This window comes from Pseudomonas sp. FG36 (assembly GCF_057809275.1).
Window position 1 is genome coordinate 23,064 of the sequence record NZ_JBMDJQ010000008.1, and the last position, 26,389, is coordinate 49,452.

At 65.7% G+C, this 26,389-nt stretch carries 28 protein-coding genes, 1 pseudogene and 2 riboswitches; of the genes and pseudogenes, 12 read left to right on the forward strand and 17 right to left on the reverse strand.

The features are described from left to right. Positions 1-3: 3 nt before the first annotated feature. Positions 4-1,071 (reverse strand): cobalamin biosynthesis protein CobW, encoded by a 1,068-nt coding sequence (gene cobW / locus ACODS9_RS08590; protein WP_046855331.1) that lies wholly within the window; start codon positions 1,069-1,071, stop codon positions 4-6. Between the two features lie 101 nt (positions 1,072-1,172). After that, positions 1,173-1,369: riboswitch (cobalamin riboswitch) on the reverse strand. A gap of 61 nt (positions 1,370-1,430) precedes the next feature. Further along, positions 1,431-1,653: riboswitch (cobalamin riboswitch) on the forward strand. A 100-nt stretch (positions 1,654-1,753) separates the two neighbouring features. Here cobW and ACODS9_RS08595 point away from each other — a divergent pair. The 7 genes from ACODS9_RS08595 (at position 1,754) to ACODS9_RS08625 (ending at position 8,199) form a co-directional block, all read left to right on the forward strand. Next, positions 1,754-1,939: a CbtB domain-containing protein gene (locus tag ACODS9_RS08595; RefSeq protein WP_046855330.1), complete on the forward strand. Its 186-nt coding sequence runs from the start codon at positions 1,754-1,756 to the stop codon at positions 1,937-1,939. A 10-nt stretch (positions 1,940-1,949) separates the two neighbouring features. Then, a complete protein-coding gene (locus ACODS9_RS08600) occupies positions 1,950-2,639 on the forward strand; it encodes a CbtA family protein (protein WP_489093704.1) in 690 nt (229 codons plus the stop codon). Then, complete coding sequence (locus ACODS9_RS08605) at positions 2,639-3,049, forward strand: cobalamin biosynthesis protein (RefSeq protein ID WP_401110459.1); 411 nt, start codon at positions 2,639-2,641, stop codon at positions 3,047-3,049. The genes ACODS9_RS08600 and ACODS9_RS08605 overlap by 1 nt, the downstream gene beginning before the upstream one ends. 29 nt (positions 3,050-3,078) lie before the next feature. After that, complete coding sequence (cobM, locus tag ACODS9_RS08610; protein ID WP_489093705.1) at positions 3,079-3,831, forward strand: precorrin-4 C(11)-methyltransferase; 753 nt, start codon at positions 3,079-3,081, stop codon at positions 3,829-3,831. A gap of 64 nt (positions 3,832-3,895) precedes the next feature. Continuing rightward, positions 3,896-4,138 carry a DUF1272 domain-containing protein gene (locus tag ACODS9_RS08615; protein ID WP_401110506.1) on the forward strand — a complete coding sequence of 81 codons (243 nt, stop codon included), beginning with the start codon at positions 3,896-3,898 and terminating at the stop codon, positions 4,136-4,138. 185 nt (positions 4,139-4,323) lie between these two features. Continuing rightward, complete coding sequence (locus tag ACODS9_RS08620; RefSeq protein ID WP_262974484.1) at positions 4,324-4,938, forward strand: response regulator transcription factor; 615 nt, start codon at positions 4,324-4,326, stop codon at positions 4,936-4,938. A gap of 6 nt (positions 4,939-4,944) precedes the next feature. After that, positions 4,945-8,199, forward strand: coding sequence for a transporter substrate-binding domain-containing protein (locus ACODS9_RS08625; protein WP_489093770.1), 3,255 nt, complete (start codon positions 4,945-4,947; stop codon positions 8,197-8,199). On the opposite strand, the gene ACODS9_RS08630 is transcribed toward ACODS9_RS08625, so the two are convergent. The 3 genes and pseudogenes from ACODS9_RS08630 to ACODS9_RS08640 form a co-directional block, all read right to left on the reverse strand. Further along, positions 8,174-8,668: a methyl-accepting chemotaxis protein gene (locus tag ACODS9_RS08630; protein WP_231867507.1), complete on the reverse strand. Its 495-nt coding sequence runs from the start codon at positions 8,666-8,668 to the stop codon at positions 8,174-8,176. The two genes, ACODS9_RS08625 and ACODS9_RS08630, sit on opposite strands and share 26 nt — an antisense overlap. A 42-nt stretch (positions 8,669-8,710) precedes the next feature. Next, a pseudogene (locus ACODS9_RS08635) lies at positions 8,711-9,493 on the reverse strand (PAS domain-containing protein); the annotation flags it as partial. A gap of 148 nt (positions 9,494-9,641) precedes the next feature. Next, on the reverse strand, positions 9,642-10,394 hold the full coding sequence (locus ACODS9_RS08640) for an SDR family NAD(P)-dependent oxidoreductase (protein ID WP_489093706.1): 753 nt from the start codon (positions 10,392-10,394) through the stop codon (positions 9,642-9,644). Positions 10,395-10,574: 180 nt separating this feature from the next. Between ACODS9_RS08640 and ACODS9_RS08645 the strand changes: the two genes are divergently transcribed. Beyond that, a complete protein-coding gene (locus ACODS9_RS08645; RefSeq protein WP_489093707.1) occupies positions 10,575-11,294 on the forward strand; it encodes an IclR family transcriptional regulator in 720 nt (239 codons plus the stop codon). A 155-nt stretch (positions 11,295-11,449) separates the two neighbouring features. Beyond that, complete coding sequence (locus ACODS9_RS08650; RefSeq protein ID WP_489093708.1) at positions 11,450-11,836, forward strand: VOC family protein; 387 nt, start codon at positions 11,450-11,452, stop codon at positions 11,834-11,836. On the opposite strand, the gene ACODS9_RS08655 is transcribed toward ACODS9_RS08650, so the two are convergent. The 7 genes from ACODS9_RS08655 to ACODS9_RS08685 are packed head-to-tail and all read right to left on the reverse strand — an operon-like array spanning position 11,837 to position 18,125. After that, positions 11,837-13,210, reverse strand: a complete 1,374-nt coding sequence (locus tag ACODS9_RS08655) for a sensor histidine kinase (protein WP_489093709.1) — start codon at positions 13,208-13,210, stop codon at positions 11,837-11,839. It abuts the gene before it with no gap. Beyond that, complete coding sequence (locus ACODS9_RS08660; RefSeq protein ID WP_489093710.1) at positions 13,207-13,869, reverse strand: response regulator; 663 nt, start codon at positions 13,867-13,869, stop codon at positions 13,207-13,209. The genes ACODS9_RS08655 and ACODS9_RS08660 overlap by 4 nt, the downstream gene beginning before the upstream one ends. Positions 13,870-13,871: 2 nt before the next feature. Next, complete coding sequence (locus tag ACODS9_RS08665; protein WP_489093711.1) at positions 13,872-14,513, reverse strand: tetratricopeptide repeat protein; 642 nt, start codon at positions 14,511-14,513, stop codon at positions 13,872-13,874. Continuing rightward, positions 14,510-15,316, reverse strand: a complete 807-nt coding sequence (locus ACODS9_RS08670; RefSeq protein ID WP_489093712.1) for an SDR family oxidoreductase — start codon at positions 15,314-15,316, stop codon at positions 14,510-14,512. The genes ACODS9_RS08665 and ACODS9_RS08670 overlap by 4 nt, the downstream gene beginning before the upstream one ends. Continuing rightward, positions 15,303-15,983 (reverse strand): iron-containing redox enzyme family protein, encoded by a 681-nt coding sequence (locus ACODS9_RS08675; protein WP_489093713.1) that lies wholly within the window; start codon positions 15,981-15,983, stop codon positions 15,303-15,305. Before ACODS9_RS08675 ends, ACODS9_RS08670 begins: the two co-directional genes overlap by 14 nt. Positions 15,984-15,991: 8 nt before the next feature. Next, complete coding sequence (locus ACODS9_RS08680; protein ID WP_489093714.1) at positions 15,992-17,458, reverse strand: AMP-binding protein; 1,467 nt, start codon at positions 17,456-17,458, stop codon at positions 15,992-15,994. After that, on the reverse strand, positions 17,448-18,125 hold the full coding sequence (locus tag ACODS9_RS08685; RefSeq protein ID WP_489093715.1) for a thermostable hemolysin: 678 nt from the start codon (positions 18,123-18,125) through the stop codon (positions 17,448-17,450). The genes ACODS9_RS08680 and ACODS9_RS08685 overlap by 11 nt, the downstream gene beginning before the upstream one ends. A 145-nt stretch (positions 18,126-18,270) precedes the next feature. Here ACODS9_RS08685 and ACODS9_RS08690 point away from each other — a divergent pair, with 145 nt between their 5' ends. Further along, complete coding sequence (locus ACODS9_RS08690; RefSeq protein ID WP_401110453.1) at positions 18,271-18,840, forward strand: hypothetical protein; 570 nt, start codon at positions 18,271-18,273, stop codon at positions 18,838-18,840. A gap of 64 nt (positions 18,841-18,904) precedes the next feature. Here ACODS9_RS08690 and ACODS9_RS08695 read toward each other — a convergent pair whose 3' ends face one another. Next, complete coding sequence (locus tag ACODS9_RS08695; RefSeq protein ID WP_367858665.1) at positions 18,905-20,584, reverse strand: MFS transporter; 1,680 nt, start codon at positions 20,582-20,584, stop codon at positions 18,905-18,907. Positions 20,585-20,788: 204 nt separating this feature from the next. Here ACODS9_RS08695 and ACODS9_RS08700 point away from each other — a divergent pair, with 204 nt between their 5' ends. Then, a complete protein-coding gene (locus ACODS9_RS08700; RefSeq protein WP_401110451.1) occupies positions 20,789-21,472 on the forward strand; it encodes a helix-turn-helix domain-containing protein in 684 nt (227 codons plus the stop codon). Here ACODS9_RS08700 and ACODS9_RS08705 read toward each other — a convergent pair. The 3 genes from ACODS9_RS08705 to ACODS9_RS08715 all read right to left on the reverse strand — a co-directional run bounded on the left by ACODS9_RS08705 (position 21,458) and on the right by ACODS9_RS08715 (position 24,294). Further along, a complete protein-coding gene (locus tag ACODS9_RS08705; RefSeq protein ID WP_489093716.1) occupies positions 21,458-22,348 on the reverse strand; it encodes a sterol desaturase family protein in 891 nt (296 codons plus the stop codon). The genes ACODS9_RS08700 and ACODS9_RS08705 overlap by 15 nt on opposite strands. Before the next feature lie 90 nt (positions 22,349-22,438). Further along, a complete protein-coding gene (locus ACODS9_RS08710) occupies positions 22,439-23,260 on the reverse strand; it encodes a DNA-binding protein (RefSeq protein ID WP_401110445.1) in 822 nt (273 codons plus the stop codon). A gap of 95 nt (positions 23,261-23,355) precedes the next feature. Continuing rightward, complete coding sequence (locus tag ACODS9_RS08715) at positions 23,356-24,294, reverse strand: Dyp-type peroxidase (RefSeq protein ID WP_401110443.1); 939 nt, start codon at positions 24,292-24,294, stop codon at positions 23,356-23,358. 254 nt (positions 24,295-24,548) lie between these two features. Here ACODS9_RS08715 and ACODS9_RS08720 point away from each other — a divergent pair, with 254 nt between their 5' ends. Beyond that, positions 24,549-25,337 (forward strand): formate/nitrite transporter family protein, encoded by a 789-nt coding sequence (locus tag ACODS9_RS08720; protein WP_489093717.1) that lies wholly within the window; start codon positions 24,549-24,551, stop codon positions 25,335-25,337. A gap of 58 nt (positions 25,338-25,395) precedes the next feature. Here the strand turns inward: ACODS9_RS08720 and ACODS9_RS08725 are convergent, their stop codons facing one another. Then, a complete protein-coding gene (locus tag ACODS9_RS08725; protein ID WP_102682437.1) occupies positions 25,396-25,692 on the reverse strand; it encodes a DUF3144 domain-containing protein in 297 nt (98 codons plus the stop codon). 28 nt (positions 25,693-25,720) lie between these two features. Beyond that, entirely contained in the window at positions 25,721-26,356 is a 636-nt protein-coding gene (locus tag ACODS9_RS08730; RefSeq protein ID WP_046855316.1) for a LysE family translocator, read from the reverse strand. Positions 26,357-26,389 lie beyond the last annotated feature (33 nt).

Here is a 26,389-nt window from a genome sequence, read left to right on the forward strand (position 1 = left end):
GGGTCAGGCGCCCAGGGCCTGGCGCAGGCGCGCTTCCAGCTGGGTCGCGTCCAGGTCCTGGCCGATCAGCACCAGGCGGGTGATCCGTGGCTCCTCGCTGCGCCATGCACGGTCGAAGTGCTTGTCGAAGCGGGTACCCACACCCTGGATCAGCAGACGCATCGGCTTGCCGGGAATGGCGGCGAAGCCCTTGGCACGCAGGATGCCGAACTCGGTGACCAGTTGCGTCAAGGCATCGAGCAGCAGGCTTTCGTCGGCCTCGGGCAGGTCGATGGAGATCGAGTCGAAGGCGTCGTGGTCATGGTCGTCATGGTCATCGCCGTCGTGATGGCTGTCGTGGTGGGTGCGGCGGCCATCGATATGCGCCTCGGACTCGGCGCCCACGCCCAGCAGCACCTCCAGCGGCAGGCGACCACTGCTTGCCTCGATCACCTTGACCGCCGGCGGCAGCTCCTCGGCCACTTCGGCACGGACCTTGGCCAGGCCCTCGGCATCGATCAGGTCGGCCTTGTTCAGTACCACCAGGTCGGCGCTGGCCAGCTGGTCGGCGAACAGTTCGTGCAGCGGCGACTCGTGATCGAGGTTGGGGTCAAGCTTGCGCTGGGCGTCGACCTGGTCCGGGTAGGCGGCAAAGGTGCCGGCGGCCACGGCCGGGCTGTCGACCACGGTGATCACCGCATCGACGGTGCAGGCGTTGCGGATCTCCGGCCACTGGAAGGCCTGCACCAGGGGTTTTGGCAGGGCCAGGCCGCTGGTTTCGATGAGGATATGGTCGAGATCGCCGCGGCGCGCCACCAGCTCGCGCATCACCGGGAAGAATTCTTCCTGCACGGTGCAGCACAGGCAGCCGTTGGCCAGCTCGTAGACGCGGCCGTTGGCCTCTTCCTCGGAGCAGCCGATGCTGCACTGCTTGAGGATCTCGCCATCGATGCCCAGCTCGCCGAATTCGTTGACGATTACCGCGATGCGGCGGCCCTGGGCGTTGTCGAGCATATGGCGCAGCAAGGTGGTCTTGCCCGAGCCGAGGAAGCCGGTAACGATGGTGACGGGGAGCTTGGCCAGTGTTTTCATGTCGCGATGCCCTTGGCAGCAATGGCGCGGGCATGCAGGACGACAGCCACGGCCCGTGTCGGCCTGGCTGTTTCGCCACCGGATCACCCCGCCCGGTTGAAAGTCGAAAACGTTGCGAGGCAGGTCTCCTGGCTTGCACCGCCGGCCATCAAAGCCGGTGGGATGGCGCCTTCCCGCGCGTGCGCAGTGGCTGTGCCGAACCCTTCAGTGCCTACAGTTGCGGGGGCAGCCGCGGCTTGTACCGCGTTCCCGTCTTAGCCCGGGACAACGCCCGGGAACCTCGAACCGGCAAGGCTACGCAGTGCCTGCCTGGCGGTCAACCGCCGCGGCGATTGACGCAGGCCCGGCCCCGTGATTTGCTAGCGCATTGCGTTCAGGTGCCCCCAACGGGGGTGAAACGGGAAACCGGTGCGTCGCGCCTCCTTTAGAAGAGGGCCGACAAAGCCGGTGCTGCCCCCGCAACGGTAAGCGAGAGAAGCGTCAGACCACTGTGCCCATCGTGCGGCATGGGAAGGTGACGTAGTCGATGGAGCCCCGCTCCACCTCGCCAGCCCGGAGACCGGCCTGACATGCTTGCAGAACACCCCGCGGTGGGCGGGCGCTGTCGTATCACCCGGGCCAGCCGTGCCCGGGGGCGTCGCGCCTGCCCGTTGCCACAACAAAAGCAGCAGAGGAACGCGTCATGCCCATCACCCACGCCAAACCCAGTATCGCCACCCCCGTCAGTCTCAGCCAGCGCCTGATCGTCGCGGTCGGCGCCAGCCTGCTGGGCCTGTGCCTGGTGTACTTCGCCGGTTTCTCGCACATCGAGGCGGTGCACAACGCCGCCCACGACACCCGCCACAGCGCCGCCTTCCCTTGCCACTGAGTACGCCCGCATGATCACGCGCATCGCCCGTACCGCGGGTTTCAGCGGCCTGCTCGCCGCCCTGCTGCTGACCCTGCTGCAAAGCTTCTGGGTCGCCCCGCTGATTCTCCAGGCGGAAACCTATGAAACCGCCGCCCCCGTCGCCGAACAGCATGAGCATGGCGAAGCCGCCGCGCCCCATGAGCACAGCGCCGAGGCCTGGGCACCCGAAGATGGCTGGCAGCGTATCCTGTCCACCACGGGCGGCAACCTGGTGGTCGCCGTCGGCTTCGCCCTGATCCTCGCCGCCCTGTACAGCCTGCGTGCCCCGGGCCGCGTGGCCACCGGCGCGCTGTGGGGCCTGGCGGGCTTCGCCGTGTTCTGCCTGGCGCCGACCCTGGGCCTGCCACCGGAACTGCCTGGTACCGCCGCCGCCGACCTTGGCCAGCGCCAGACCTGGTGGATCGGCACCGCCGCCGCCACTGCCGCCGGTCTGGCACTGTTGGTGTTCGCCCAGCACTGGCTGTTCAAGGTGCTCGGAGTCGCCCTGCTGGTGATCCCGCACCTGATCGGCGCACCACAGCCACCGGTTCATGAAAGCCTGGCCCCCGAGGCGCTGGAGACCCAGTTCAAGATCGCTTCGTGGCTGACCAACGCCGCGTTCTGGGTGGCCTTGGGCCTGCTCAGCGCCTGGTTGTTCCGCCGCTCCAGCCAGCACTGATGCGCGACATTGTTCCCCAGCCGGCGTTGTATGCCGGCTTTGGTTGCCGCCGTGGCTGCCCGGTCGAAACGCTCGCGGTGCTGCTGCGCCAGACCCTGACCAACCACGCCCTGCCCCTGTCGGCGCTGAAGGCAATCGCCAGCATCGAACCCAAGGCACGCGAGCCCGGCCTGCTGGCACTGGCCGAGCGGCTCGGGTTGCCGTTCATCTGCTTCGACAGCAACCACTTGTCGACCTTCGAAGCGCTGCTCAGTCAGCGCTCGACAACGGTGTACGCCCAGACTGGCTGCTGGGGTGTCGCCGAAAGCGCAGCCCTGGCCCTGGCCGGGCGCACTGGCGCCGCGCCGCGCCTGCATGTGCCAAGGCAAGGGCTCGGCGGCGCTACCCTGGCCCTGGCCATCGGCGGATAATCCGCTCCTTTTACCTGCAAGGAACCCCCATGACGGTCTATTTCATCGGCGCCGGCCCCGGCGATCCCGAGCTGATCACGGTCAAGGGCCAGCGCCTGATCCGCCAATGCCCGGTGATCATCTACGCAGGCTCCCTGGTACCGGCTGCAGTGCTCGAGGGGCATCAGGCACACACCGTGCTCAACAGCGCCGAACTGCACCTGGAGCAGATCATCGAGGCCATGCGCCAGGCCCATGCCAACGGTCAGGATGTAGCCCGCGTGCATAGCGGCGACCCCAGCCTGTATGGCGCCATCGGCGAACAGATCCGTCACCTGCGTGAGCTGGGCATCGACTACCAGATCGTCCCTGGCGTCACCGCCACCGCCGCCAGCGCCGCGTTGCTGGGCTGCGAGCTGACACTACCCGACGTGGCGCAGACGGTGATCCTCACCCGCTACGGCGATAGCTCGCCAATGCCGGCCGGTGAACAGCTGGCCGACCTGGCCCGCCATGGCAGCACCCTGGCCATCCACCTGGGTGTGCGCCACCTGGAACGTATCGTCGAGCAGTTGCTGCCACACTATGGCGCCGACTGCCCCATCGCCGTGGTCCATCGCGCCACCTGGCCAGACCAGGACTGTGTCAAGGGCACCCTGGCGGACATCACCGAGCGCGTGGCCGCCAAGGGGTTCCGGCGTACCGCGCTGATCCTCGTCGGGCATGTCCTGGGCGATGCCCCCTTCGCCGACTCGGCCCTGTATCGCGCCGGCCATGCCCACCTCTATCGCCCCGGCTCGTGAAGCGATTGCCGAGCGGGCGACGGCGGAGCACACTGGGCTTTCCAACTGGATGGAAGCCCCGACCATGCTCGACCTGCGCCCCAACTGCGAATGCTGCGACACCGACCTGCCCGCCGAAAGCCCGGATGCGCTGATCTGCTCGTTCGAGTGCACCTTCTGCCGCACCTGCAACGAGCGGCACTTCCACGACCGCTGCCCGAACTGCGGCGGCCAACTGGTGGCGCGCCCCACGCGCGTCGGCAAGGTGCTGGCCAACAACCCCGCCTCCACACACCGTGTACTAAAGCCCCAGGTTCCCTGCGCCTGACCCCTTGTGCTGAACCTTGCTTGTAGGACTTTTCTACAGGTTGGTGCGGGATTTTCAACACACCTATACTCGCCTATTACCAAGGGTCCTGAATGCCCGTAAGGTGCGCGCTGCCCAGCAAGTCCGCAGCCCGCGCCTGAAATTCAACGCAGGAAGCGGTCTGCACTTTGACAGGAGTGACCTGAATGACATCCGTGCTGTTGGTCGATGACCACCACATTGTGCGACTCGCCGTACGCATGCTGCTTGAACGCGAACGCTTCACCGTCGTGGGTGAAACCGGCAAAGGCAAAGAGGCCGCCCGCATGGCCGAGCAGACCAAGGCCGACGTGGTCATCCTCGACATCGGCCTGCCGGACCTCGACGGCATGGAAGTGATCAAGCGCCTCAAGCTGATCGACCCGCCCCCACGGATCATGGCCCTGACCGGCCAGCCCGCCGATCTCTACGTACGCCGCTGCATGGACGCCGGCATTTCGGCCTTCGTCAACAAGGACGAAGACCTCGATGCCCTGGTCTTCGCCCTCAAGGCCCTGGTCAAAGGCTACTCGACCTTTCCGCAGATGGCGGTCAACAGCAACACCCTGGAAAGCGAGACCGAGCGCCTGGCACTGCTGTCCAACCGCGAAATGGAAGTGCTGCGCCGGCTCAGCGCCGGCCAGAGCAACAAACTGATTGGCGAGCAGATGAACCTCAGCGCCAAGACTATCAGTACCTACCGCGGCCGGATCATGGAGAAGCTCAAGGTCGAGTCGCTGGTGGAAATGGTCGACCTGGCCAAACGCAACAACGTGGCCTGAATCATGATCAAGGGCACCCTGCTGTGCCTGCTGCTGGCCATGCTGCCGGTATCGCCCGCTCACAGCGAAGCGCACAGCGAATCCCGCCATCTCCTGGCCCGCGCCCTGAGCGCGGCGCCGCCCCTGACGCTGGCCGCATCCGACCGTCAGTGGCTAGCCAGTCGCGGGCGCCTGGTGCTGGGCAGCTCGCGCCCCGACTATCCCCCCTTCGACATCAACAACAGCCAGTCCGACTACGAAGGCCTGAGCGCAGACTACGCCGGCCTGATCGGCGAGCAGTTGGGTGTTCCGGTCGAGGTGCGCCGCTATCCGAGCCGCGAGCTGGCTCTGGAAGCGCTGCGCGCTGGCGAGATCGATCTGCTGGGCAGCTCCAACGCCTTCGAGGCCAATGACGCGCAACTGGCCCTCAGCCTGCCCTATGCCGACGACCTGCCGGTCATCGTATCGCGCAAGGGCAAGCCGTTGCGCGACGGTGACGATCTGGCCGGCCTGCGCCTGGCGATGGTGGATCACTACCTGCCCCTGCCGGCGGTGCAACGCCTTTATCCCCGCGCCCAGCTGGAGCTCTATCGCTCGACACTCGCCGGAGTCGCTGCGGTGGCGCTGGGGCAGGCCGACGCCTATCTGGGTGACGCCATCAGCACCGACTATGCGATCGCCAAGGGTTTCCAGGAAACGGTCAAGGTCGATCACTTCGTCAAGGTCCCGGCCAGCAGCTTCGCCTTTGCCCTGACCCGGGAAAACCAGCGCCTGCTGCAACTGGTCGACCTTTCCTTGGGTCGCATCGCCGACAGCGAACGGCTGAACATCCTGCGTCGCTGGGCCGGCGGCGGTACCAGCCTGCTGCTTGACCGCCGCCTCGATGCCCTGACCCAGGAGGAGCGCGACTGGATCGCGCAACACCGGCAGGTCAGCGTGATGATCAACACCACGCTCGCGCCCCTGAGCTTCACCGACGCCCAGCAGCAACCACGGGGCATTGCCCTGAATCTGCTGGAGCGTATCGGCCTGAGCACCGGCTTGCGCTTCAAGGTGGTCGAGTCGGAGTCGTTCGAGGACATGGTCGAGCAGGTCGCTCAGGGCAAGGCAGACATGATCGGCGCCATCGGTTACGGCGAGCACCGTGCCCAACGCCTGCGTTACACCCGCCCCTACATGATCAGCCCGCGGGTGCTGGTTACTCCCCGAGATACAGCCGCCCTCGACCCAAAGCAGCCACTGAAAGGACTGCGCGTGGCGTTGCTGCGGGGCTCGCCCCTGCACGAAGGCCTCGAACGGCAGTACCCCGACCTGCACACCGTCGATGTGGAAAACCCCCTGCAACTGATGGAGGCCGTGGCAAACGGTGATGCCGATGTGGCCCTCGGCTCGCACATCAATGCCACCTATTTCATCAACCAGGTGTTCAAGGACCGCCTGCGCATTGCCGGCCTGCACGGTGACGAGCCGGCCCTGGCAACCTTCGCCGTAGGCCCCGCGCAGCCGCAGTTGCAGGCGATCCTCGACAAGGCCCTGCTGAGCATTCCACCCGACGAACTGGAACAGCTGGTCAACCAGTGGCGGACCAACACCGCGGTCAGCGACAGCCCCTGGCGCAACTACCGCACCCTGGCGCTGCAAGTACTGGTGCTGGCCGCCCTGCTGCTGGCGGGCGTGGTGTTCTGGAACACCTACCTGCGCAAGCTGATCCACCAGCGCAGCGAAGCTCAGCGCGCGCTGCAGGAACAGCTGGCGCTCAGCCGCGGACTGCTCGAACAGCTGCGCCAGGCCAAGGACGATGCCGAACAGGCCAGTCGGGCGAAAAGCACCTTCCTGGCGGTCATGAGCCACGAGATCCGCACACCGATGAACGCCGTCATTGGTCTGCTCGAGATGGCCCTGGAGGAGAGCCACCACGGCCATAGCGACAGCCAGGCGCTGGAGGCGGCCCACGGCTCGGCGATCGGCCTGCTCGACCTGATTGGCGATGTACTCGATATATCGCGCATCGAGTCCGGCCACATGACGCTGCAACCGGTGGCTTGCGAGCTGGTCGAGCTGATCCGTGCGACCCTGCGGGTTTTCGAAGGCAGCGCACACCTCAAAGGGCTTGCGCTGAGTGCGCAGCTGCCCGCATCACCCGCGTGGCTGCTGGTCGATCCGCTGCGTTTCAAACAGGTGTTGTCGAACCTGCTGAGCAACGCGATCAAGTTCACCGATCAGGGCCAGATCGACGTGTCGCTGGTGATCGCTCCAAGCGATGCCGGCGTGCATCAGGTCACGCTGCGAATCAAGGACAGCGGCATGGGGATCAGCAGCATGGACCAGGCACGCCTGTTCACCAGTTTTTCCCAGGTCGATGGTCGGCAGGCACGCCAGGGTGCGGGCCTGGGCCTGGTGATCAGTCGCGAGCTGTGCGAACTGATGGGGGGCGAGCTGAATCTGAACAGCATCGAGGGCCTGGGCACCCAGGTCGAAGTGCATCTGCGCCTGCCGGGCGCCGAGGCTCCTGCCAGCGAGCCTACCGGTAAAGCCTTGATCGAAGCCGATGCAGGCCCGCTGCAAGTCCTGGTCGTCGATGACTACCCCGCCAACCTGTTGCTGCTCGACAAGCAACTGCGCTCGCTGGGTCATCACGTGACCCTCGCCGACCAGGGCAAGGCCGCGCTGTCGCTCTGGCTGGACGGCCATTTCGATGTGGTCATCACCGACTGCAGCATGCCGGTCATGGACGGCCATGAGTTGGCCCGCCAGATTCGTGCACGGGAGCACGATGAAAACCTGCCCGCAGTTCGAATCATCGGCGTCACTGCCAACGCTCAGGCCGAGGAACGCCAGCGCTGCCTGGACAGCGGCATGGATGAATGCCTGTTCAAGCCGATCGGCCTGCAGGCGCTCAAGGCCTGCCTGCCGCTGGCCGCCGAGGCGCCCCGAGCCAGCGGCTTCGACCTGGCGCAGTTGCGCCACCTCACCCAGGACGATGACAGGCTGGTCAGGCGCCTGCTGGAGCAATTGGCGCAAAGCAGCGCCGAAGACCTGCAGGCACTGCACGCGCTCGGTGCCAATCCGGCAGCCGAAGCCCTCGCCCCGCTGGTCCATCGGGTCAAGGGCGGCGCGCGGATGCTCAAGGTCAGGGGCGTGAGGCAGGATTGCGAAGCGCTGGAGCAGGCCATAGCCCTGGGGCAGCCGGTTGAACAACGGCTCGCCCAGCTACGGTCGAGCCTGCACACCCTGGAGCACGAGCTGCGCCAGAGCCTCAGTGCAATTGAAGGGTCGAATTGATCTGGCTGATGGCGTCCACCACGTGCCGCGAACCCTGCTGGATCTCCATGATCACCGTACCGGCCTCGTTGGCCAGTTCCACGCCCAGGCCGGTGCGGGTCAGGCTCGACTGCATGCTGGCCACCGCGGTCAACGACAGGTCATGGTTCTGTCGCACCACTTCGACGATCTCCAGGGTCGCCTTGCTGGTCCGCGCCGCCAGGTTGCGCACCTCGTCGGCGACCACGGCGAAGCCACGGCCATGCTCGCCGGCCCGGGCCGCCTCGATGGCGGCATTGAGCGCCAGCAGGTTGGTCTGGTCGGCGATGCCGCGGATGGTCAGGACAATCTGGCCGATCACCTCGGACTGCTTGCTCACCGCGTCGATGGTGCGGGCGGCGTCGTTGAGCTCGCATGAGATCTGCTCGATCACCTCGACCGCCTGCTGTACCACCTGGGTGCCCTTGCGCGCGCAGGCATCGGTCTGCATCGAGCTGGCATGGGCGGCATCGGCGGCGGTCTGCTGGGTGCTGACCTGGCGGGTGATGTCACTGGCAAACTTCACCACTTTGTACAACCGGCCCTTGTTGTCGAAGATCGGGTTATAGGACGCCTCGAGGTAAACAGTCTGGCCCTGTTTGTTGACCCGCTCGAAGCGATGTGAATGGTACTCGCCGCGGTTGAGCGAGGCCCAGAAATCACGGTACTGGGCCGACTCGCGCTCGTGCGGCAGGCAGAACAGCCCATGGTGGCGCCCCACCACCTCCTCGAGGCGATAGCCCATGGTGTCGAGGAAATTCTGGTTGGCCTTGATCACCCGCCCGGCCGGGGTGAACTCGATCACCGCCATCGAACGGCCGATTGCCTTGAGCAGGCTTTCGCTCTCGTGCTCCTCGATCACGTGGCGGGTGATGTCGGAGGCCACCTTGATCACGCTGGTCACCTGCTGGCGCTCATCGATCACCGGCATGTAGCTGGCCTCCAGCCACACCTCGCGGCCCGCCTTGTCCAGGCGCTCGAACGTACCGCTGATGGCCTTGCCCTCGCCCAGTTCGCGCCAGAGTTGCTGGTACTCGGCGCTCTTGGCGTAGGCCGGGTCGCAGAACAGCCGGTGGTGCTTGCCGCGGATCTCGTCAGCGCTGTAGCCCATGGTCTTGCAGAAATTCTCGTTCGCCTCGAGGATCGTGCCATCCGGCGCGAACTCGATCATCGCCATGGAACGGCTGATCGCTGCCAGCTTCGCCTCCATGCCCGCCAAGGCCTGCCGGCTGCGCTGTATCTCGATCAAGTCGGACTTGCGATGGTACTCGAACATGGACCGGGCCTCCTGTGCTCACGGAATGTCCTGAGCATAGATCGGCGCCGAAGGCATGCAAGCGATCTGATATCACTTTCGCATTAGGCATTTGTGCCGTCTGTCCGGTCATGGCCGTGGCTCGCTTCGATACCGGGTGCGAGTGCAGTCAAAACTGCACACCGCGGGTCAGGCCACCGTCGACCAGCAGGTTGGTGCCAGTGATGAAGCTGGCTGCGGGACTGGCCAGAAACACCGTGGCCCGCGCCACCTCGTCCGGCCGGGCCATGCGCCCCAGCGGATTGGCCGCCAGGCTGCGGGCGAACGCCTGGGGCTGCTCCTGTTCGATACGGCCCCAGACACCGTCGGCGAAGTAGACATTGCCGGGGGACACGCAGTTGACCCGGATGCCCTCTGCCGCATGACGCGCCGAGAGCGTCTTGCCATAGTGGTTGAGGGCAGCCTTGAGCACCCCGTAGGGTTCGTCGAAACTGCTCAGCTCGCGCCCGGACACACTGGAAATCAACACCACCGCCGCTTGCGCGGAACTCCTGAGCCAGGGCAGCGCCGCCGTTACCAGCCCGACGCTGCCCAGCAGGTCGGTCTCGAAGGCCTGCCGCCACACGGCCGCCTCGCTGCCATGGGCCAGGGCACTGACATTGGGCACGACGATGTCGATCCCGCCCATGCGTTCGGCGGCGGCGGCGATCCACCCCTCGACCTGGTCGGCGTCGGTAATGTCCACCGCCCTGCCGCAGGCCTGGCCCCCCAGCTCAGCCTCGACCCGGCCTACTCCGGCCTCGTCCCGGGCGCAGAAGGCCACCTGGGCGCCTTCGTCGAGAAAGCACTCGACGATGGCCCGGCCAATCCCCCGAGTACCGCCGCTGACGACGACCCGGGCACCTTGCAGTTGCAGATCCATGTACTGATTCCTCTGGCTGGTTGAAGTGCCGGCGAGTCTATGCCGCGACACCAGCCAAAAGCTGGATTGCCCCCATAAAAGCCCCGCAGTTCGACATTGCCGAACCGCAGACTCCCGGTGCGCCTGCACACCCCGACGATTGCAGGCACAATGAACGGCCATCGAACACCGGGATCGCCCATGACCACCAGCCCCCGCCAGATCCAGTCCCTGGAGCGCGCCATGCTCTTGCTCGAACTCCTTCGCGCCGAAGGCGGTCGGGCACGCCTTAACGACCTCGCAGCGCGCAGTGGCCTGGGCAAGAGCACGGTCCATGGCCTGCTGGACACGCTGATCTCGCTCGGCTATGTCACCCGCGAGCAGCGCTGCTACGCCCTCGGCCTGCGCCTGCGGCAGCTGGCGCAGCCGCTTAACGAGACCGAGCAACGCCTGCGCCAGGCCTTCACGCCAGCATTGCGCGCCTTCGCCGAACTGTGTGGGGAGAACTGCTTCCTCGCCGTGCCCGGGGGCACTCGTGCCTACCTCACGCTGGCGGCGCTGGATGGCCGCGGCCTGTCCCTGCAGCAGCCACTAGACAGCCGTCGCGATGGCCTGGCCACTTCAGCGATCGGCAAAGTGCTGCTGGCCCATGATCGTCAGTTGGCCAGGCAGTTGCTCCGTACCCGAGCGGTCCCGGAAACCCTTGCCCAGGAACTGCACCAGGTAGCCAACCAAGGCTTCGCCCTTGACCTTGCCGCCTCGCGCCCGGACCTGCACTGCTTCGCCCTGCCCCTGCGCCTGCGCGGCCAGGTGGTGGCCGCGCTGGGTGCCGGTGGCCCCGCGCAACGCCTGCAGGCGCCGGTGATGCGTCGCATGGCGACACGGGCGATGCGCTCGCTGTTCGATCTGGTGAAATGCTGACAGCGCACCAAGGGCCACGAGTGCCATCCACCGCGTCGCCTGCACTGGGGGCAGGCCGCCACCAACGTTCACGCAGCAGCCCGCCCCCATGAATCAGGCCCCTCTTCTATACTCCCCCAGTATCAGGTGCACGATGCCCCGCAAGAGGGATACCCATGAAGATCGTAGTCACCAGCATCCTCGTCGACGACCAGGCCAAGGCCCATGCCTTCTACCACCATGTCCTGGGCTTCGAGCCCAGGCACGACATCCCCATGGGCAAGTACCGCTGGCTCACCCTCACCTCCCCCAATGATCCCAATGGCGTCGAGTTGCTACTCGAGCCCGATGTCCATCCAGCGGCGAAGACCTACAAGGCCGCCCTCAAGCAGGACGGCATCCCCGCCACTTCGTTCGGCGTGCGCGACATCCAGGCTGAATATGAAAGGCTGTGCAAGGCGGGTGTGCACTTCACTCAGCCACCTACTGCCATGGGCCCGGTCACCGTGGCGGTGTTCGACGACACCTGCGGCAACCTGATCCAGATCGCCCAGCGCCACTGATCAGCTCTGCGCCGCCGGCAACCGCAGGGTGGCGCACAGTCCCCGCGGTGAGGCGTTGCGCAATTGCACGCTACCGTCCAGGCGCTGGATGACAGTGCTCACGATCGACAAGCCCAGGCCGGCACCATTGGGCGCGTCCTTGCTGTAGAAACGCTCGAATACCCGCTCCAGGTCCGCCTGCTCGATACCTGGGCCCTCGTCCTGCACTTCCAGCACCAACACCTGCTCCTCGCGGCGCAGGCCCACACGCACCCGTCCTCCCGAGGGCGAATGATCCACCGCGTTGGTCACCAGGTTCTGCAGGGCGATCCCCAGGGCCCCGGCATCGCTGAACAAGCGATAGTCAACGCCTTCGGCGATCTCCAGAGAAGGCTCCTGACCGCGTTCGAGGATCCACGGGGTCAGCTCCGCCAGGGTCTCGGTAACCAGCGCGCCAAGGTCGACTTTGGCCCAGTTGCGCTGCGCCAGGCGAGGTTCAAGGCGGGCCAGGGTCAGCAGTTGGTTGACCACCCGGGTCAGGCGGTCGACGCCTCCGATCAGATACCCCAGGGCCTTGTCGCGCTCAGCCTCACCGGTGGCCGCCTGGGCGTTCTGCGCGTGCAGGCGCAGGATCGCCAGCGGCGTGCGCATCTCGTGGGCGGCATCGGCAATGAAACGGTGTTCTCGGCGCAGCAATTGCTTGATCTGCGCCAGCAGCCGGTTGATCGCCGCCTGCATCGGCTCCAGTTCCTTGGGCAACGGCACCAGCTGCAGAGGTTCCAGGGACTCGGCGTGCCGGCCACGGATCACCCGGGCCATGTTCTGTAACGGCTGCAGCCCCCAGCCGATAGCCGCCCAGACCAGCAGCGCCAATGCCAGGCTGCCGAGCAGAAACGGCATCAAGGTGTGGCGCACGATCCTGTCGATCAGGTCGTAGCGCACATCGTTGCGCTCCCCCACCCAGATCAGCCAGTGCTTCTCTGGCACCGGCAGCACGAAACCACGCCAACGCTGGCCCTGCACCAGCATGTCGGAAAACCCAGGTTTGCTCGGCGGCGTCGCGAAAGCGGGTGCGCTGGGGGTATGCACCAGCAAGGTGGCGCGGTCGTCCCACACCTGGAAGGCCAGTTTGCTTTCGTAGGGATGGCCGACCCGGTGCCGCCCCGCCTTGCTCAGCGCCTCGTCGAATGCCTGGTACAGCGCCTGACGGTTCTGCTCGTGCACCGGCAGGCTCATCACCCCCTGCAACAGTCGAGCATTCTGCGCCAGGTGGGCATCGTAGACTTCGGTGATCTCATGGCGGCTGTCGTGATAGTTGTACAGCGCCAACAGACCGCTACCGACCAGCAGCAACAGCATAACCCGCCACAGTGTGCGCTGGCGCAGCGAACTCATGCGCACCCCTCCACCAGGTAGCCGATACCGCGCACTGTGCGGATCAAACCGTTGAACAGCTTCTTGCGCAACTGGTAGATGTTGACTTCAAGGGTATTGCTCTCAGGCTCCTCGTCCCAACCGTAGAGCAACTGGTTCAGGCGCTCGCGGGTGAAGACTTTGCCTGGCTGGGCAAGCAGCTCGTGCAACAGCAGGTACTCCTTGGGCGTGAGTACTACCGGCTGACCGTTGTAGCGCACCTGCTGGGTCGCCGGATCGAGGCTCACGCCAGCATGCTCGATCAACACCCGGGCGCGGCCCGCGCTGCGCCGCAGCAGGGCGCGCAGACGGGCCTTGAGTTCGTTGAGGTCGAAGGGTTTCACCAGGTAATCGTCGGCACCGGCATCCAGCCCGGCGATGCGATCCTCCAGCCCGTCGCGCGCGGTAAGGATCAGCACCGGCATGGCGTTTTCCGCGGCGCGCAGCCGCCGCAACAGTTCCAGGCCATCCAGACGCGGCAACCCCAGGTCCAGTACCAGCACGTCGAAGCTCTCGACGCTCAGCGCATGCAACGCACTCTGGCCATCCTGCAACCAGTCGAGGGTGTAGCCCTCCAGACGCAGGCCATCGCAGATTCCCTCGCCCAAGGCGGCGTCATCCTCAACCAGTAGCAGGCGCATGCTCAGTCCTGTTTGTCCTTGATGACCTTGAGTAAAGCATCGATTTCCCCGCGCCGGCCCTGGTCGGCCAGCGCGCGTCCTGGCCGCGGCGCGGCGTGCAGGGCCTTGTCCAAGGCAGCGCGGGCCTCACCGTAGCGGCTCTGCCGGTACAAGTGGTCAGCCCAGAAGTAGTTGCTGTCGATACCGTCAGGGTTGATCGCCAGGGCCTGGCGCAGCATCGCTTCGGCCTTGTCCTGGTCACCGAACCCCAAGGGCCAGCCCGGCACCCGGTCGTACAACGCCCCCAGGCTGGTGTAGGCCGACCCTTGCAAGGACTTTGGGTCCAGCGCCAACGCCTTCTCCAGGCTGGCACGGGCGGCCTTGACTTTGCCCAGCGCGCCGAGCCCGCCAGTGGCACCGGCCCAGCTGCTGTTGACGATACCCTCCCAGATCAATGGTTCCGCCGAGCCCGGGTACTGACGGACGAACCCCGCCGCGTCCTCGGCCAGCGCCTCGAAGGCCTCGGCGCGCTGCGCTTCGGGCAGTTGGTACTGGATCTGCGCCCAGCGCTGCTGCACCTCGCTCAGGCGTTGGTTGCCGGCCTGGTCGAGGGCCCAGACAAAGGGCGAAAAGGCCAGCACACTGGCCAATAGCAGATGTTTCATTTGCCTGACTCCTTGCCCGGGTGGGCACTAAAGCGGCGAATCAGCGGCAGTTGCTTGCGCAGGGCGCGATCGACCAGCCCAGGCAGCATGCCGTTCAAACGCACGAAGAGTTTTTCCGGCCAGCCCAGGTACACCTCGCTGCGCTCGGCCTGGACCGCGTCGAGCACCGCGCGGGCAACGTCCCGCGGCTGGTCCACGCCCACCTTCAGCGCTTGGTTGAGCGCCGTGGCGGCGCTGCTGTTCATCGCCGTGCGCGTTGCCCGGGGCGCGGCGTACAACACATTCACCGGGGTGTCGGCCAGTTCACGGCGCAGCGCTTCGGAAAAGCCGCGCAGGGCGAACTTGCTGGCGCAGTAGGCGGCATAGCCGGGGTAGCCGATCGAGCCGTAGGTGGAGCCGACGTTGACCACCAGAGCTCGAGGCTGCCCGCGCAGCAGCGGCAGGCAGGCCCGGGTCAGTTGCAGCGCGGCCTTGAGGTTGATGTCCAGCAACTCGTCGAGCGCCGCCTCGTCAAGCTGGTCGAGCAAGGCAAAGCGATTGACCCCGGCGGCGTTGATCAACACGTTGACGCCGCCCATGGACCGCGCGGCCGCCAGCACGTCCTCGCGGTTCTGGGCACAGCGCAGGTCGGCCACTTGCCAGCGCAATTGCTGCGGATATCGGTTCAACAACTGCGCCAGCTGGCCAAGGTGCCGGCTCACCGCCAGCACCCGTGCGCCGGCGGCACACAGCTGCTCGGCCAGCTCCAGGCCGATTCCGCCACTGGCCCCGGTCAACACCACCACGCAATCAGGCAAGCGCATGCCGCACCTCACTCTGGCCCGCCCGTGGCAGGTGCTGGAACATTTCGGTGTAAAGGCGGTAGACCACCTTGGCGGCATGGATAACCGCCTGCTGATCGCCACTGTCCTCCAGGCGATCCATCAAGCCGCGGTAGGTCACCATATGGTCCTGGTCGAGGGCGCCGTGGGAACTGAGGTAGCTGAACGCCTGGTCCGGGAGCCCCAGGCTGCCCTGTATCCTGCCGGCGGCCTGGGTGGCAAGGGCGATACTGGTACCCTCGAGCACATTGACCATGCCGAACAGCCCCACTGGGTTGCCCCGGGCAATCAGGTCGTAGAGGAAGGCGACCATCAGCTCGATCGACAGCGCAGGACGACCGTCGCGTACTTTGTCCGGATCGCCGCCGCAGGCGGCGATGTCGTCGAGGATCCAGCGTTCGTGACCGTATTCCTCCTCGATGTATTCGCACACAGCGCCACGCAGCCACTCCAGACGCGGCGGCAGACGAGCGCCACAGGCCATCATCAACGGTACGGTATGGCGCACATGGTGATATGCCTGGGTCAGGAAGGCCACATAACCTTCCAGGCTGACTACCCCGCCAAGAGCATCGCGGATCACCGGGACACCGAACAGCGCTTCGCGCTCACTGGCGGTCTGTGCTTGCAGGTTTTCGAAAAAAGACATGGCGAACCTCATGCTTGTTGGAGAATGGACAACAGGGACTGGTAATGCAGCAGGATCGCCTCGCGGCGTGGGCGACCATTGGGGGTGAGGGTCCCCGCCTCGGCATTCAACGGCTCGAACAAGCGTCGCCAGGCATGGACCCGGGCATAGTCCGGCAGGCCTTCATTGCACTGGCAAACCGCACGTTCGATCTGCTCATCGCTGGCCTGCGGGTCGAGCGGCCAGAGCAGTGCCAGGTTGCCCGGCAGGCCCTCGCCATGCACAAAGGCCTGGGCGATGACGCCACCCTGAGTCAGCTCGGCCTCGACCCATTCAGGGTTGACGTTGCGCCCGAAGCTGGTGATGAACTGGTGTTTCTTGCGCCCGGACAGGTGCAGGTAGCCGTCACGGTCAAGCTGGCCAAGGTCTCCGGTCGGCCACCACTGGCCGTCGAACGCGGGCTCGCCGAGGTAACCGAGCAAGGCCGAGCCGGCCACCAGCACCTCGCCATCCTCGGCGATGCGCACCTGCACATGGGGCAACGGCCGGCCGACACTGCCCGGGCGTAGCGCCCCGGGACGGTTAAGGCACACCACCGATGCGCACTCGGACAAGCCGTAGCCTTCGTACACCGGTAGGCCCACCGCTGCTGCGCGCGACAGCAGGCTGGCGGCCACCCGGGCACCGCCCACGGCGACAAAACGCAACGGGCCGACACACATCGCCCCGCGCTCGATGGCCGTGACCAGCCCCAGCAACAGTTGCGGGACCAGGATCAGGCTCTCTGCGCCACTCAGGGCGATCGCCCCGAGCAGACGCGCGAAGTCCACCTGGCTGGCGCCGCGGATACCCAGTTGCGCCTGCGGATGGAGCATGACCACGGCGCCGGCCAGTAACGCCGCGTACACCCCCAGATTTTCCAGCAACACCGCCAGCGGCAGTACGGCAAGGTACTTGCCTGGCGCCGCCTCCCGACTGGCCACTTCAAGCTCGCGGGCGACGCGCAGCATCGACGCGGCTCCCAGGCAAACGCCCTTGGGCGCACCGGTAGTGCCGGAGGTGTAGGTGATCTTGGCGGTGCCGAGCGGCATTCGCGGTGACGCAAGCGGATCACGGCGCCAGAACCGCGTGCCGCGGATGAACCCACAGGCTTCCAACTCATCGGCAAGCGCGCTGTCGGCCACCACCAGTGAGACGCCCCCCTGCGTCAGGCAGTGACGTCGCTGGGCCGCGCTGAAAAAGCCCGGCAGCAGCAGGATCGGCCGCTCGGCCAGTAACGCGGCAAGGTCCCACAGCAGGGTTTGCGGGCCGTTATCCATTGCCAGGGCGAAGGTGCCGGCAGGTTGTTCGCGCAACCAGTCCGCTCGCTGACGAACCTCACCCAGCAACTGCGCGTAGCTGAAGCGTTCGTCACTGCCCAGCAGCGCCGGTTGCTCGCCACGGTGGCGGGCATGGACCTGCAGCGTTTCGAAAAACGCCAGGATGTCATGCGGCATGACCGCTCTCCTGATTCGCCACTGGCAGGCCCAGCCGTTCGAACACGCCCGCACGGGCCAGTGCCGCGTGGCCTTGGCCGATATTGCCGACGAACACCTGGGGTTGTTGTGCGTAGTAGCTGCCCCAGTTGCCGGACTCCTCGCCCAGGCGGTGGGCAGCAGCCTGGGCCACGACCGTGGGCTCCAGCCCTAGTCGGCGGAAGCTGTTGAGCAAGGTCGCCGCGCCAGTGAATGCCACCCACTGCAGACCGCGCGCCGCCAGCAGCCAGGTCACTATGACGATCATGATCCGCGCGCTGCCGGCGCTGAGCGCGGCCAGGTTGCCCACTTCCACCAGTTGCTCTCGGGTGACCGGCCCCGCCGCCACATTGGCCACGGCACTCTCAAGCGGCACGTCGAGGTAGCGCTCCAGGAACAACGGCTCACTGCCGGCCAGGCGTACGCCGGCGGCGGCGATCAGGCGGTCATGGCGATCACGCAGCCCCAGCAGCTCGGGCAGGTAATGATGCACATCGGCGTGATGCACGCAGGCGAATCGCGCGTGAATGAACTGCTCCAGTTCAAGTCGTCCTGGCGTATCCGGCCCATGCAGCAGTAGTCGGGCCTGGTGTTGCGCATGGCAGCCAATGCCCACGGGAAACAGGGTGTTCCAATTCAGCTCGGTCATGACGGGCCCCCGCTCATTTCAGTGGAGGCAGTATCGAGCGCAAATCTGAAGCCAGTCTGAAGTCTCGCCACCGCAGGTGCTGGCGCCCCTCGCTGAGGCTGCTACATTGCTGACTTCCTCGGCGCAGCCAGAACAAGGACACCCCATGCGCTACGAATTCAGCGAAGTGCTCAACGACCTGGTCGACTATTTCCTGCTGGGCGATATCCAGTTGCTCGAACAGTTCAAGGAAGACCAAGACCTGCCCGACGACCTGGCGCGCGCGTTCACCAGCAGCGACAGCGGCGACCTGGCGGTGCAACAAGGCGTGATCCTGCCGCTGGCCGGCGTCGACAACCTGCCCTACCGCATCCTATTCACCCTCGACGAACGCACCCCGGCACTGCTCGAGCCCGGCAGCCGCCTCAAGCACCGTCGTTCGGGCCATGTGCTGAGGGTCGAGCACGGCGCCGTGATGCTCTTCACCTGGCGCATCCTGCAGCACTTCACCAACAAGACTCTGGGTGATCTGCTGGCGCGCTACCAGGAGCCGGGCCGGCCGATCATCGAGTTGGACAACGGCTGGTACTCGGTGGAAGTGCTCGCGGGCGCCGTGGTGCGCGACGGCTTGTACGAACCAGCGTTCGAATTCGTCATGAAAAAGGCCTATGCGCGCCCACAGGCCTCGGAGGTGGATGTCGGCTACCGGTACACCTTGCGCGGTTACTTCGACTGACCGGGGCCGCTCCTGCAGTGATGGCGTGAACCAAGCCATTGCTGCAGCAGCGGACCTTCATCCTTCAGGTGTGATTGATATCTCGATCCTTGGTCTCAGGCAGGAAGAAGATACCCAGCACCGCGGTCATCACCGCAATGACGATCGGATACCACAGCCCGTAGTAGATATCCCCGGTCGCCGCCACCATGGCGAAGGCCACCGTCGGCAGGAAGCCACCGAACCAGCCGTTGCCGATGTGGTACGGCAGCGACATCGAGGTGTAGCGGATCCGCGCCGGGAACAGCTCCACCAGCCAGGCGGCGATCGGCCCGTAGACCATGGTCACGTAGATCACCAGGATGGTCAGCAGCAGCAACACCATCGGGTAGTGGATCTTCGCAGGGTCGGCCTTCTCGGGATAACCGGCCTCTTTCAAGGCGCCGGTCAGGGTGGCGGTGAAGGCGTCGGCCTGCGTCTTCAGTTCAGCCGCGGCCAGGCCTGTCCCCTCGAAACTCGGGATCACCCGCTCGCCGATACGGATCTGCGCCACGCTGCCGGGCTCGGCCTTTTCGTTCTCGTACGGGATCGCCCGCTTGGCCAGCAGGCTCTTGGCGATGTCGCAGGAACTGGTGAAGCGGGCCTTGCCCACCGGGTCGAACTGGAAGGCGCACTGCCCGGGGTCAGCCACCACCACGACCGGGTTCTGCTCCTGGGCAACGAACACATCCGGGTTGCCGTACTCGGTCAGCGCCTTGAAGATCGGGAAATAGGTCAACGCGGCAATGATGCAGCCGGCCATGATGATCTTCTTGCGCCCGATGCGGTCGGACAGGCTGCCGAAGACGATGAAGAACGGTGTGCCGATCAGCAGGGAACCGGCGATCAGCAGGTTGGCGGTCTGCGGGTCGATCTTCAGTGTCTGCAGCAGGAAGAACAGCGCGTAGAACTGCCCGGTGTACCACACCACCGCCTGGCCGGCGGTGCCGCCGAGCAGTGCCATGATCACCACCTTGAGGTTGTCCCAACGGGCGAACGATTCGGTCAGCGGCGCCTTCGACGCCTTGCCCTCGGCCTTCATCTTCATGAACACCGGCGACTCGTTGAGCTGCAGGCGGATGTACACCGAAATCGCCAGCAGCAGGATCGACAGCAGGAACGGTATCCGCCAGCCCCAATCCTCGAACGCCTCGGTGCCCATGGCCGTACGGCAGGCCAGGATCACCAGCAGCGACAGGAACAGCCCGAGGGTGGCGGTGGTCTGGATCCACGCGGTGAAGAAACCGCGCTTGCCCTTGGGCGCATGCTCGGCCACATAGGTGGCAGCGCCGCCGTACTCCCCGCCCAATGCCAGCCCCTGCAGCAACCGCAGGGTGATGAGGATCACCGGCGCGGCCACGCCGATCGTCGCATAGCTGGGCAGCAACCCGACCACTGCGGTGGACACGCCCATGATCACGATGGTGATGAGGAAGGTGTGCTTGCGCCCGATCATGTCGCCCAGGCGACCGAACACGATGGCCCCGAATGGCCGCACGGCAAAGCCGGCGGCGAAAGCCAGCAAGGCAAAGATGAACGAAGTGGTTTCGTTGACCCCGGCGAAAAAGTGCTTGGCAATGATTGCCGCCAGCGAGCCGTACAGGTAGAAATCGTACCATTCGAACACTGTGCCCAGCGAAGAGGCGAAGATGACCTTGCGCTCCTCCCGGGAAATGCCACGTTGGGGCGCGCTACTGCCCGTGGATGCGCTGTCAAGGACCGCCATGGGTCGCCTCCGTCTGGTTGTGGTAGACCGGAGTGCTCCATCAGATAGCCAAAGCACGCACCCAGGCCCAAAGGCATTGCAGGCTGCGCGAAGCACGACGAGGCACGGCCTCGAATCGCGGCAAGTCACTTCAAGCATAATCGGCCTTTGCACGATAGCCACTCGCCTGAGTGATCGAGCGCCGAAACGGATAGGGAACCCGCAATGAGCGAAGCACAGCACAGCGCCTGGCGAGGTCGGCTCTGGCTGGCCGATGATCACGGCCTGCTGCTCGGCACGGCGGGCCACACCGGTGTCCATGCCCACTATGCCCACCAGGTAGTGCTCGCCCTCGAGGGCCAAGCCTGCCTGCAGGTCAATGGCGAAGAGCACCGCGGCGACATGCTGGCCATCGCCTCGTTGCAGCCCCACGCCATTCTCGCGCCCGGCACCGCCTGCATCACCTTGTTCGCCGAGCCCCTGGCGATTTCCCTGGAGACCTTGCTCGACGTCTGCCGCCAAGCCCCCCGTGATATCTCAAGCCTCGCCCAGGCATTGCGCCAGGCACCACGCCGCCCGCTGGATCCGCGCCTGGCGCGGGCCCTGGCACGCATTCGCGCGCTAGACGAGCAGCGCCTGCCGGCGACGGAGCTGGCACAGGCAGCGGCACTGTCGGTCAGCCAGCTCGAACGCCTGTTCAGTGGCCGCCTTGGCCTGTCGGTGCGGCGCATGGTGCTGTGGCAACGCCTGCGCATGGCCCTGGGCGAGGCGCTGTCCGGTGCCAGCCTGACCGAGGCGGCCATGGCCGCCGGCTTCGCCGACTCGGCGCACCTGAGCCGCAGCCTGCGCCAGCAATTCGGCATCCGTGCCAGCGAAGCCCTGCGCCACCTGCGCTCAGACGTGCTCTAGCGCCTGACGCAGGCTTTTCGGCACGGCTGCCGGCGGCTGCGCCGTGGCCGCTGGGCGGAACGGCTCACGCAGTTGCGCAAGGTACGTTTTGGGATAGTCCGGACGGTCGCCGATGCCCATGTCGTCATCGGCCAACCCATAGCCCGGCAGGTGCAGTGCAGTACCGAGCAAGCGATCCCAGACCGGGAAGAACAGCGCGAAGTTGACGTCGCCCAAGGTGCCGTACTTCAGGTGGTGCAGCCGGTGCACGGGAGCCCAGGCGAAAAGATGGCGCAGAACGCCGATGCGCATGTCGACATTGCTGTGCTGCAACAGCAGCTGGACCGCGATGCAGAACGCCAGCAGCGCTGCCACATCCTGCGGCAAACCCAGCAGCAGCAAAGGCAGCACGCCGCCCAGCCCCTCGGCCATCTGGTGCAGCGGGTGCTTCATCAAGCCATTGAAGCCGTACAGCCGGGTCACGCTGTGATGCACCGCGTGCAGGCGCCAGAGCAGCGCGCTGCGATGGCTGGCGTAATGCACCAGGGTGATGCCCAGGTCGGCCAAGGGCAGCGCCAGCAACAGTTGCCCGAGCACGGGCCAGTGGCTGGGCCACAGGCTTGTGGCCGGCAGCCAGCCGGCGAACAGCGGGATGGCGGCGATGCTGGCGATATTGAGGGTTTCGTTGACCAGCGCGTGCAGACCATCGCGCCCGCCCTCGCCTGCCGCCTCGCTCCAGACCGGTTTGTAGGGGCACAGCGCTTCGCAGGTGAACGACAGCAGGATCGCCACGCCAAGCAGGGGCAGCAGCCAGAGGATATCGGCGTCAAGATCGATCAGCCACACCGCGGTGGCAATGAAACCGAAGAAGAAACACGGGGCATAGAGGATACGCATGGATGGCTCCAGTCATGGTTGGAGCCGCCAGTGTTGCCTGGTGCCTGACCTCAGCGATTGAACGAACGGCGCATCTGTCGCAGCGATGCTCTACAGGGTCGGTGTATCCGCGGCTCGAGCTGCCAGCTGTCTACGCATCTCGTCGTTGGCGCCCTGGGCCTGGGCGAGGATGGCGCGCAGCCCCTGCACTTGCGCGTCACGCTGCTGCAGTTGCTCGTCCACCAGCGTGCCCCGGGCCGTGGCCTGGCGATGTTCGGCGAGCAGGCGCTCATTGTCGCGGTGCAGGCGCGTCAGCTCGTCCTGACGCGCCAGGGCGCCCTGCTGCAAGGTCTGCAACTGGCCTTGCAGCTGGCGCACCTGGGTCTCGTTGCGGCGTTGGTCCTGTTGGCGCTGCTCGAGGCTGGCGCGCAGTTGCCCGTCCTTGTCGGCCAAGCGCGCCTGCAACTCACCCTGTGACTGGCTGAGGCTGGCGCTGCGCAACTGCTCGGCCTGCAGGCTGGCCTGGGCGGTCGTGAGCCGTTGAGTCTCGGCGTGCAGCGCAGCGGTCAGGGCCTCGACCTGGCGCAATGCGCCGGCCAGGTCGCGCTGGGTCAGTTGCAGCTCGGCCTGCATCGCCGCACAACGCGCCTGCGCCGCCTGCTCGGCGGCGGCGATCCGGGCCTGCCCTTCCTCCTGCAGCTGGGCGGCCAGTTGTTCGACCAATCGCGCCAACGGTTCGCTCAAGGCTCCCTGGCTACCCAGCAACTCCAGCGGCTGCCGGTCCAGTTCCTTGAGGTAGCGGTGGATAGTGGTCTTCGAGCCGGTGTTGCCCAACTCGATACGTACCGCATCGATACTGGGGTGTTCACCCCGGGCCATCAGCGCCTGCCGTGCCTGCTGCACGGAAGCCTTGTCTATGCCATTGCGGGCCATTGTTTATTCCACCTATTCGTACCATGGCATGTACCATGTAATTCGGCGCAATACTGCACGGCCCCGCCCCTCGATTCAAGCCTGCGGGTGAAATGTCATTCAGCGGCCTGTTCGAGGAAATCCACTGGCGGCACGAAGAACAACCCACCGGTAACGGCGCGGCTGTAGTCCAGCAGACGATCGTAGTTGCCCGGCGGCTTGCCGACGAACATGTTCTCGAGCATCTGCTCGATCGGCGCGGGCGACCGGGCGTAACCGATGAAATAGGTACCGAACTCCCCGGCGCCGGGGCGGCCGAAGGGCATGTTGTCGCGCAGGATCTTGATCTCTTGCCCGCCCTCTTCCAGGGTGGTCAGCGAACTGTGCGAACAACTGGGCTTGCTCGCGGCATCCAGCTCGATGTCGGCCAGCTTGGTGCGCCCGATGATGCGCTCCTGCTCCTGGGTCGACAGCGCCTCCCAGCCGGCCATGTCATGCAGGTACTTCTGCACCAGCACATAGCTGCCGCCGGCGAACGCCGGGTCCTCGTCGCCGACCAGGGTGAAGCGCGCCACGTCCCGCGGACCGGGGTTCTCGGTGCCATCGACAAAGCCGATAATGCTGCGCATGTCGAAATAGCGGAACCCCTGTACTTCATCGACCACCGTCACCGCCCCGGCCAGGCGCTTGACCAGCAATGCCGCCAGCTCGAAACACAGGTCCATGTGCTCGGCGCGGATATGCAGAAGAATGTCGCCCGGTGTGGCAAGCGCCTTGCGCGTACCGCTGCCGAACTCGCGGAAGGAATGCAGGCCGGCCGGTTGCGGCGCACCGAACAAACCCACCCAGGCCACCGCGCCGAAGCCGATGACGCAAGACAAGTTACCGGCCGGCACCCGCTTGCCCACCGAACGCACCAGGCCGCCAAGGTCGGCGCACAGCGCCCGCACAGCGGCCACGGATTGCTCGCCCGGATTGAGCGTGGCCACCAGAAACATCGCACTACGGGTGATCGGGCTGTCGACAGCCTGCGGCTCGATCTCGACTGTATTCACCAAGGCTTCCTCTCACGCAGGGTTTGATCGCTTGTGGTATAGCACAGCGCGGCTGAACAACTGCACCTCATAGATGCGCTCTATCAACTCATCCAGCCTATCGATTTGACCGCGTCAAATTGCCTCAGATAACGTGCCGCCCGCTTCGAAGTTGCCTGTTCCCTCCACCACGAGCCGAACCGCGCTGGCCTCGTCCCATCGTTACCAGATCCGCCCAATGGTACCGCCGTTATCCTTGCGTTCGAGTTGTTGAAATGTCTGTGAATACCCCCACCCGGATCACCGAGCTGGTCATAGAAGCCGGTACCCGCAAAGCCCACCTGCCCACCCGCGCCACCTTGATCCTCGGCTTCCTGGCCGGCGCGTTCATTTCCCTGGGCTTTCTGCTGGCGATCCACGTCAGCACCATGATTCCCCCGCAGTGGGCCTCGTTCGGCACGCTGCTCGGCGCCGCGGTGTTTCCCATCGGCCTGATCCTGGTGATCCTGGCCGGTGGCGAGCTGCTTACCGGCAACATGATGAGCCTGCCCCTGGCGATGTTCGCCGGGCGTATCCGCCTGCGGGCAGTGGCGCGCAACTGGACCCTGGTGACCCTCGCCAACCTGCTGGGCGCGCTGTTCGTCGCGTACTGCTTCGGCCATCTGCTGGGGCTGACCGAGGGCGCGTACCTGGGCAAGACCCTGGCTGGCGCTACCAGCAAGGTCAGCGCCGACTTCCTGCACGCGTTCGTCTCCGGCATCGGCTGCAACTGGCTGGTATGCCTGGCGGTGTGGCTGTCCTACGCCAGCCGCGAGATGAGCGGCAAGATCCTCGGCATCTGGTTCCCGATCATGGCCTTCGTCGCCATCGGCTTCCAGCACGTCGTGGCCAACATGTTCCTGATCCCGGCGGCGATCTTCGCCGGCTACCTGAGCTGGGGGCAACTGGCGGAGAACCTAGTGGCGGTGTTCCTGGGCAACGCCGTGGGTGGGGCGATCTTTGTCGGCCTGGCCTACTACGTGTCGTTCGGCGTGCCTGCGCAGGAACAAGGCACATTGCACTGACGCCACCCCACCGAAGCGGTGGGGCGTTTATTCGTCGATGTCCTGGTTGCGTGCGAACTCAGCTGTCCTTGCCCAGCACATAGCGGTCGAAGTGCTGGATATGCTCGTCAAGGTTGTCTTCGAGCATCATCCGGTACTGCTCGCTGAAGTACTTCAACAACTCCTCACGCGCCGCGGCCATCTCCGCCGCGGACTTGAAACTGCGCGCCGCCATCCAGGCATTGAAGCGGCTGGCGGCGAAGGTCATCGAAGCGCTGACCTTGCCGAGGTCCTCGAGCTTTTCGATCTGCTGGTTGGCCAGCTCCACATGCGCATCGGCGCGGTCGTAGAAGGCCTGGTCGGTGGCTTGTGCCATGGGAATCTACCTATCGGAAACGTTGGATTCAGGCGGTCTTGGCCTGAACGGTGAACAGGCTGGCCCCCAGCGTCATGAACGACACGCCGAACAGGCGATTCATCAGGCGAGCGCGGCTTGGTGCCGCCAGCTTGCGCTTCAATGCCTGGGCCAGGAGGACATAGAAAGCATGGGCCAGGATCGAGCACAGGGCGAAGGTGCCGACCAGCAGCCCGAGCTGACTATCGGCGCCGTTGCCCGAGCCCATGAACTGCGGCAGGAAGGCGGCGAAGAACAGGATGGCTTTCGGGTTGGTCAACGCCACCGTCACGCCGTTGAGCATCAGCCGGCGGTTGCTGACCAGGGCCTTGACCGGTTGCTCTAGCTGGTCAAAGGCGCTGCTGCGGCTTTTCCACTGCTTGACGCCGAGGTAGATCAGGTAGCTCGCGCCCACCACCTTGAGCAGCAGGAAAGCGCTGGCCGAAGTCTGCAGCAATACCCCGAGGCCCGCACTGGTGGCGGTGGACACCACCAGCAGCCCGAGCGCGTTGCCCAGCGAGCCGAGCATCGCCCGCTTCGGCCCGTGCGACAGCGAGTTGGACAACGCCATGATGACACCCGGGCCTGGCGACAAGGTCACCACCATCGAGACAACGACAAATCCGAACCAATCGTGCAGCGACATCCTTGTACATCCTCGGGCCGATTACATGAGGCG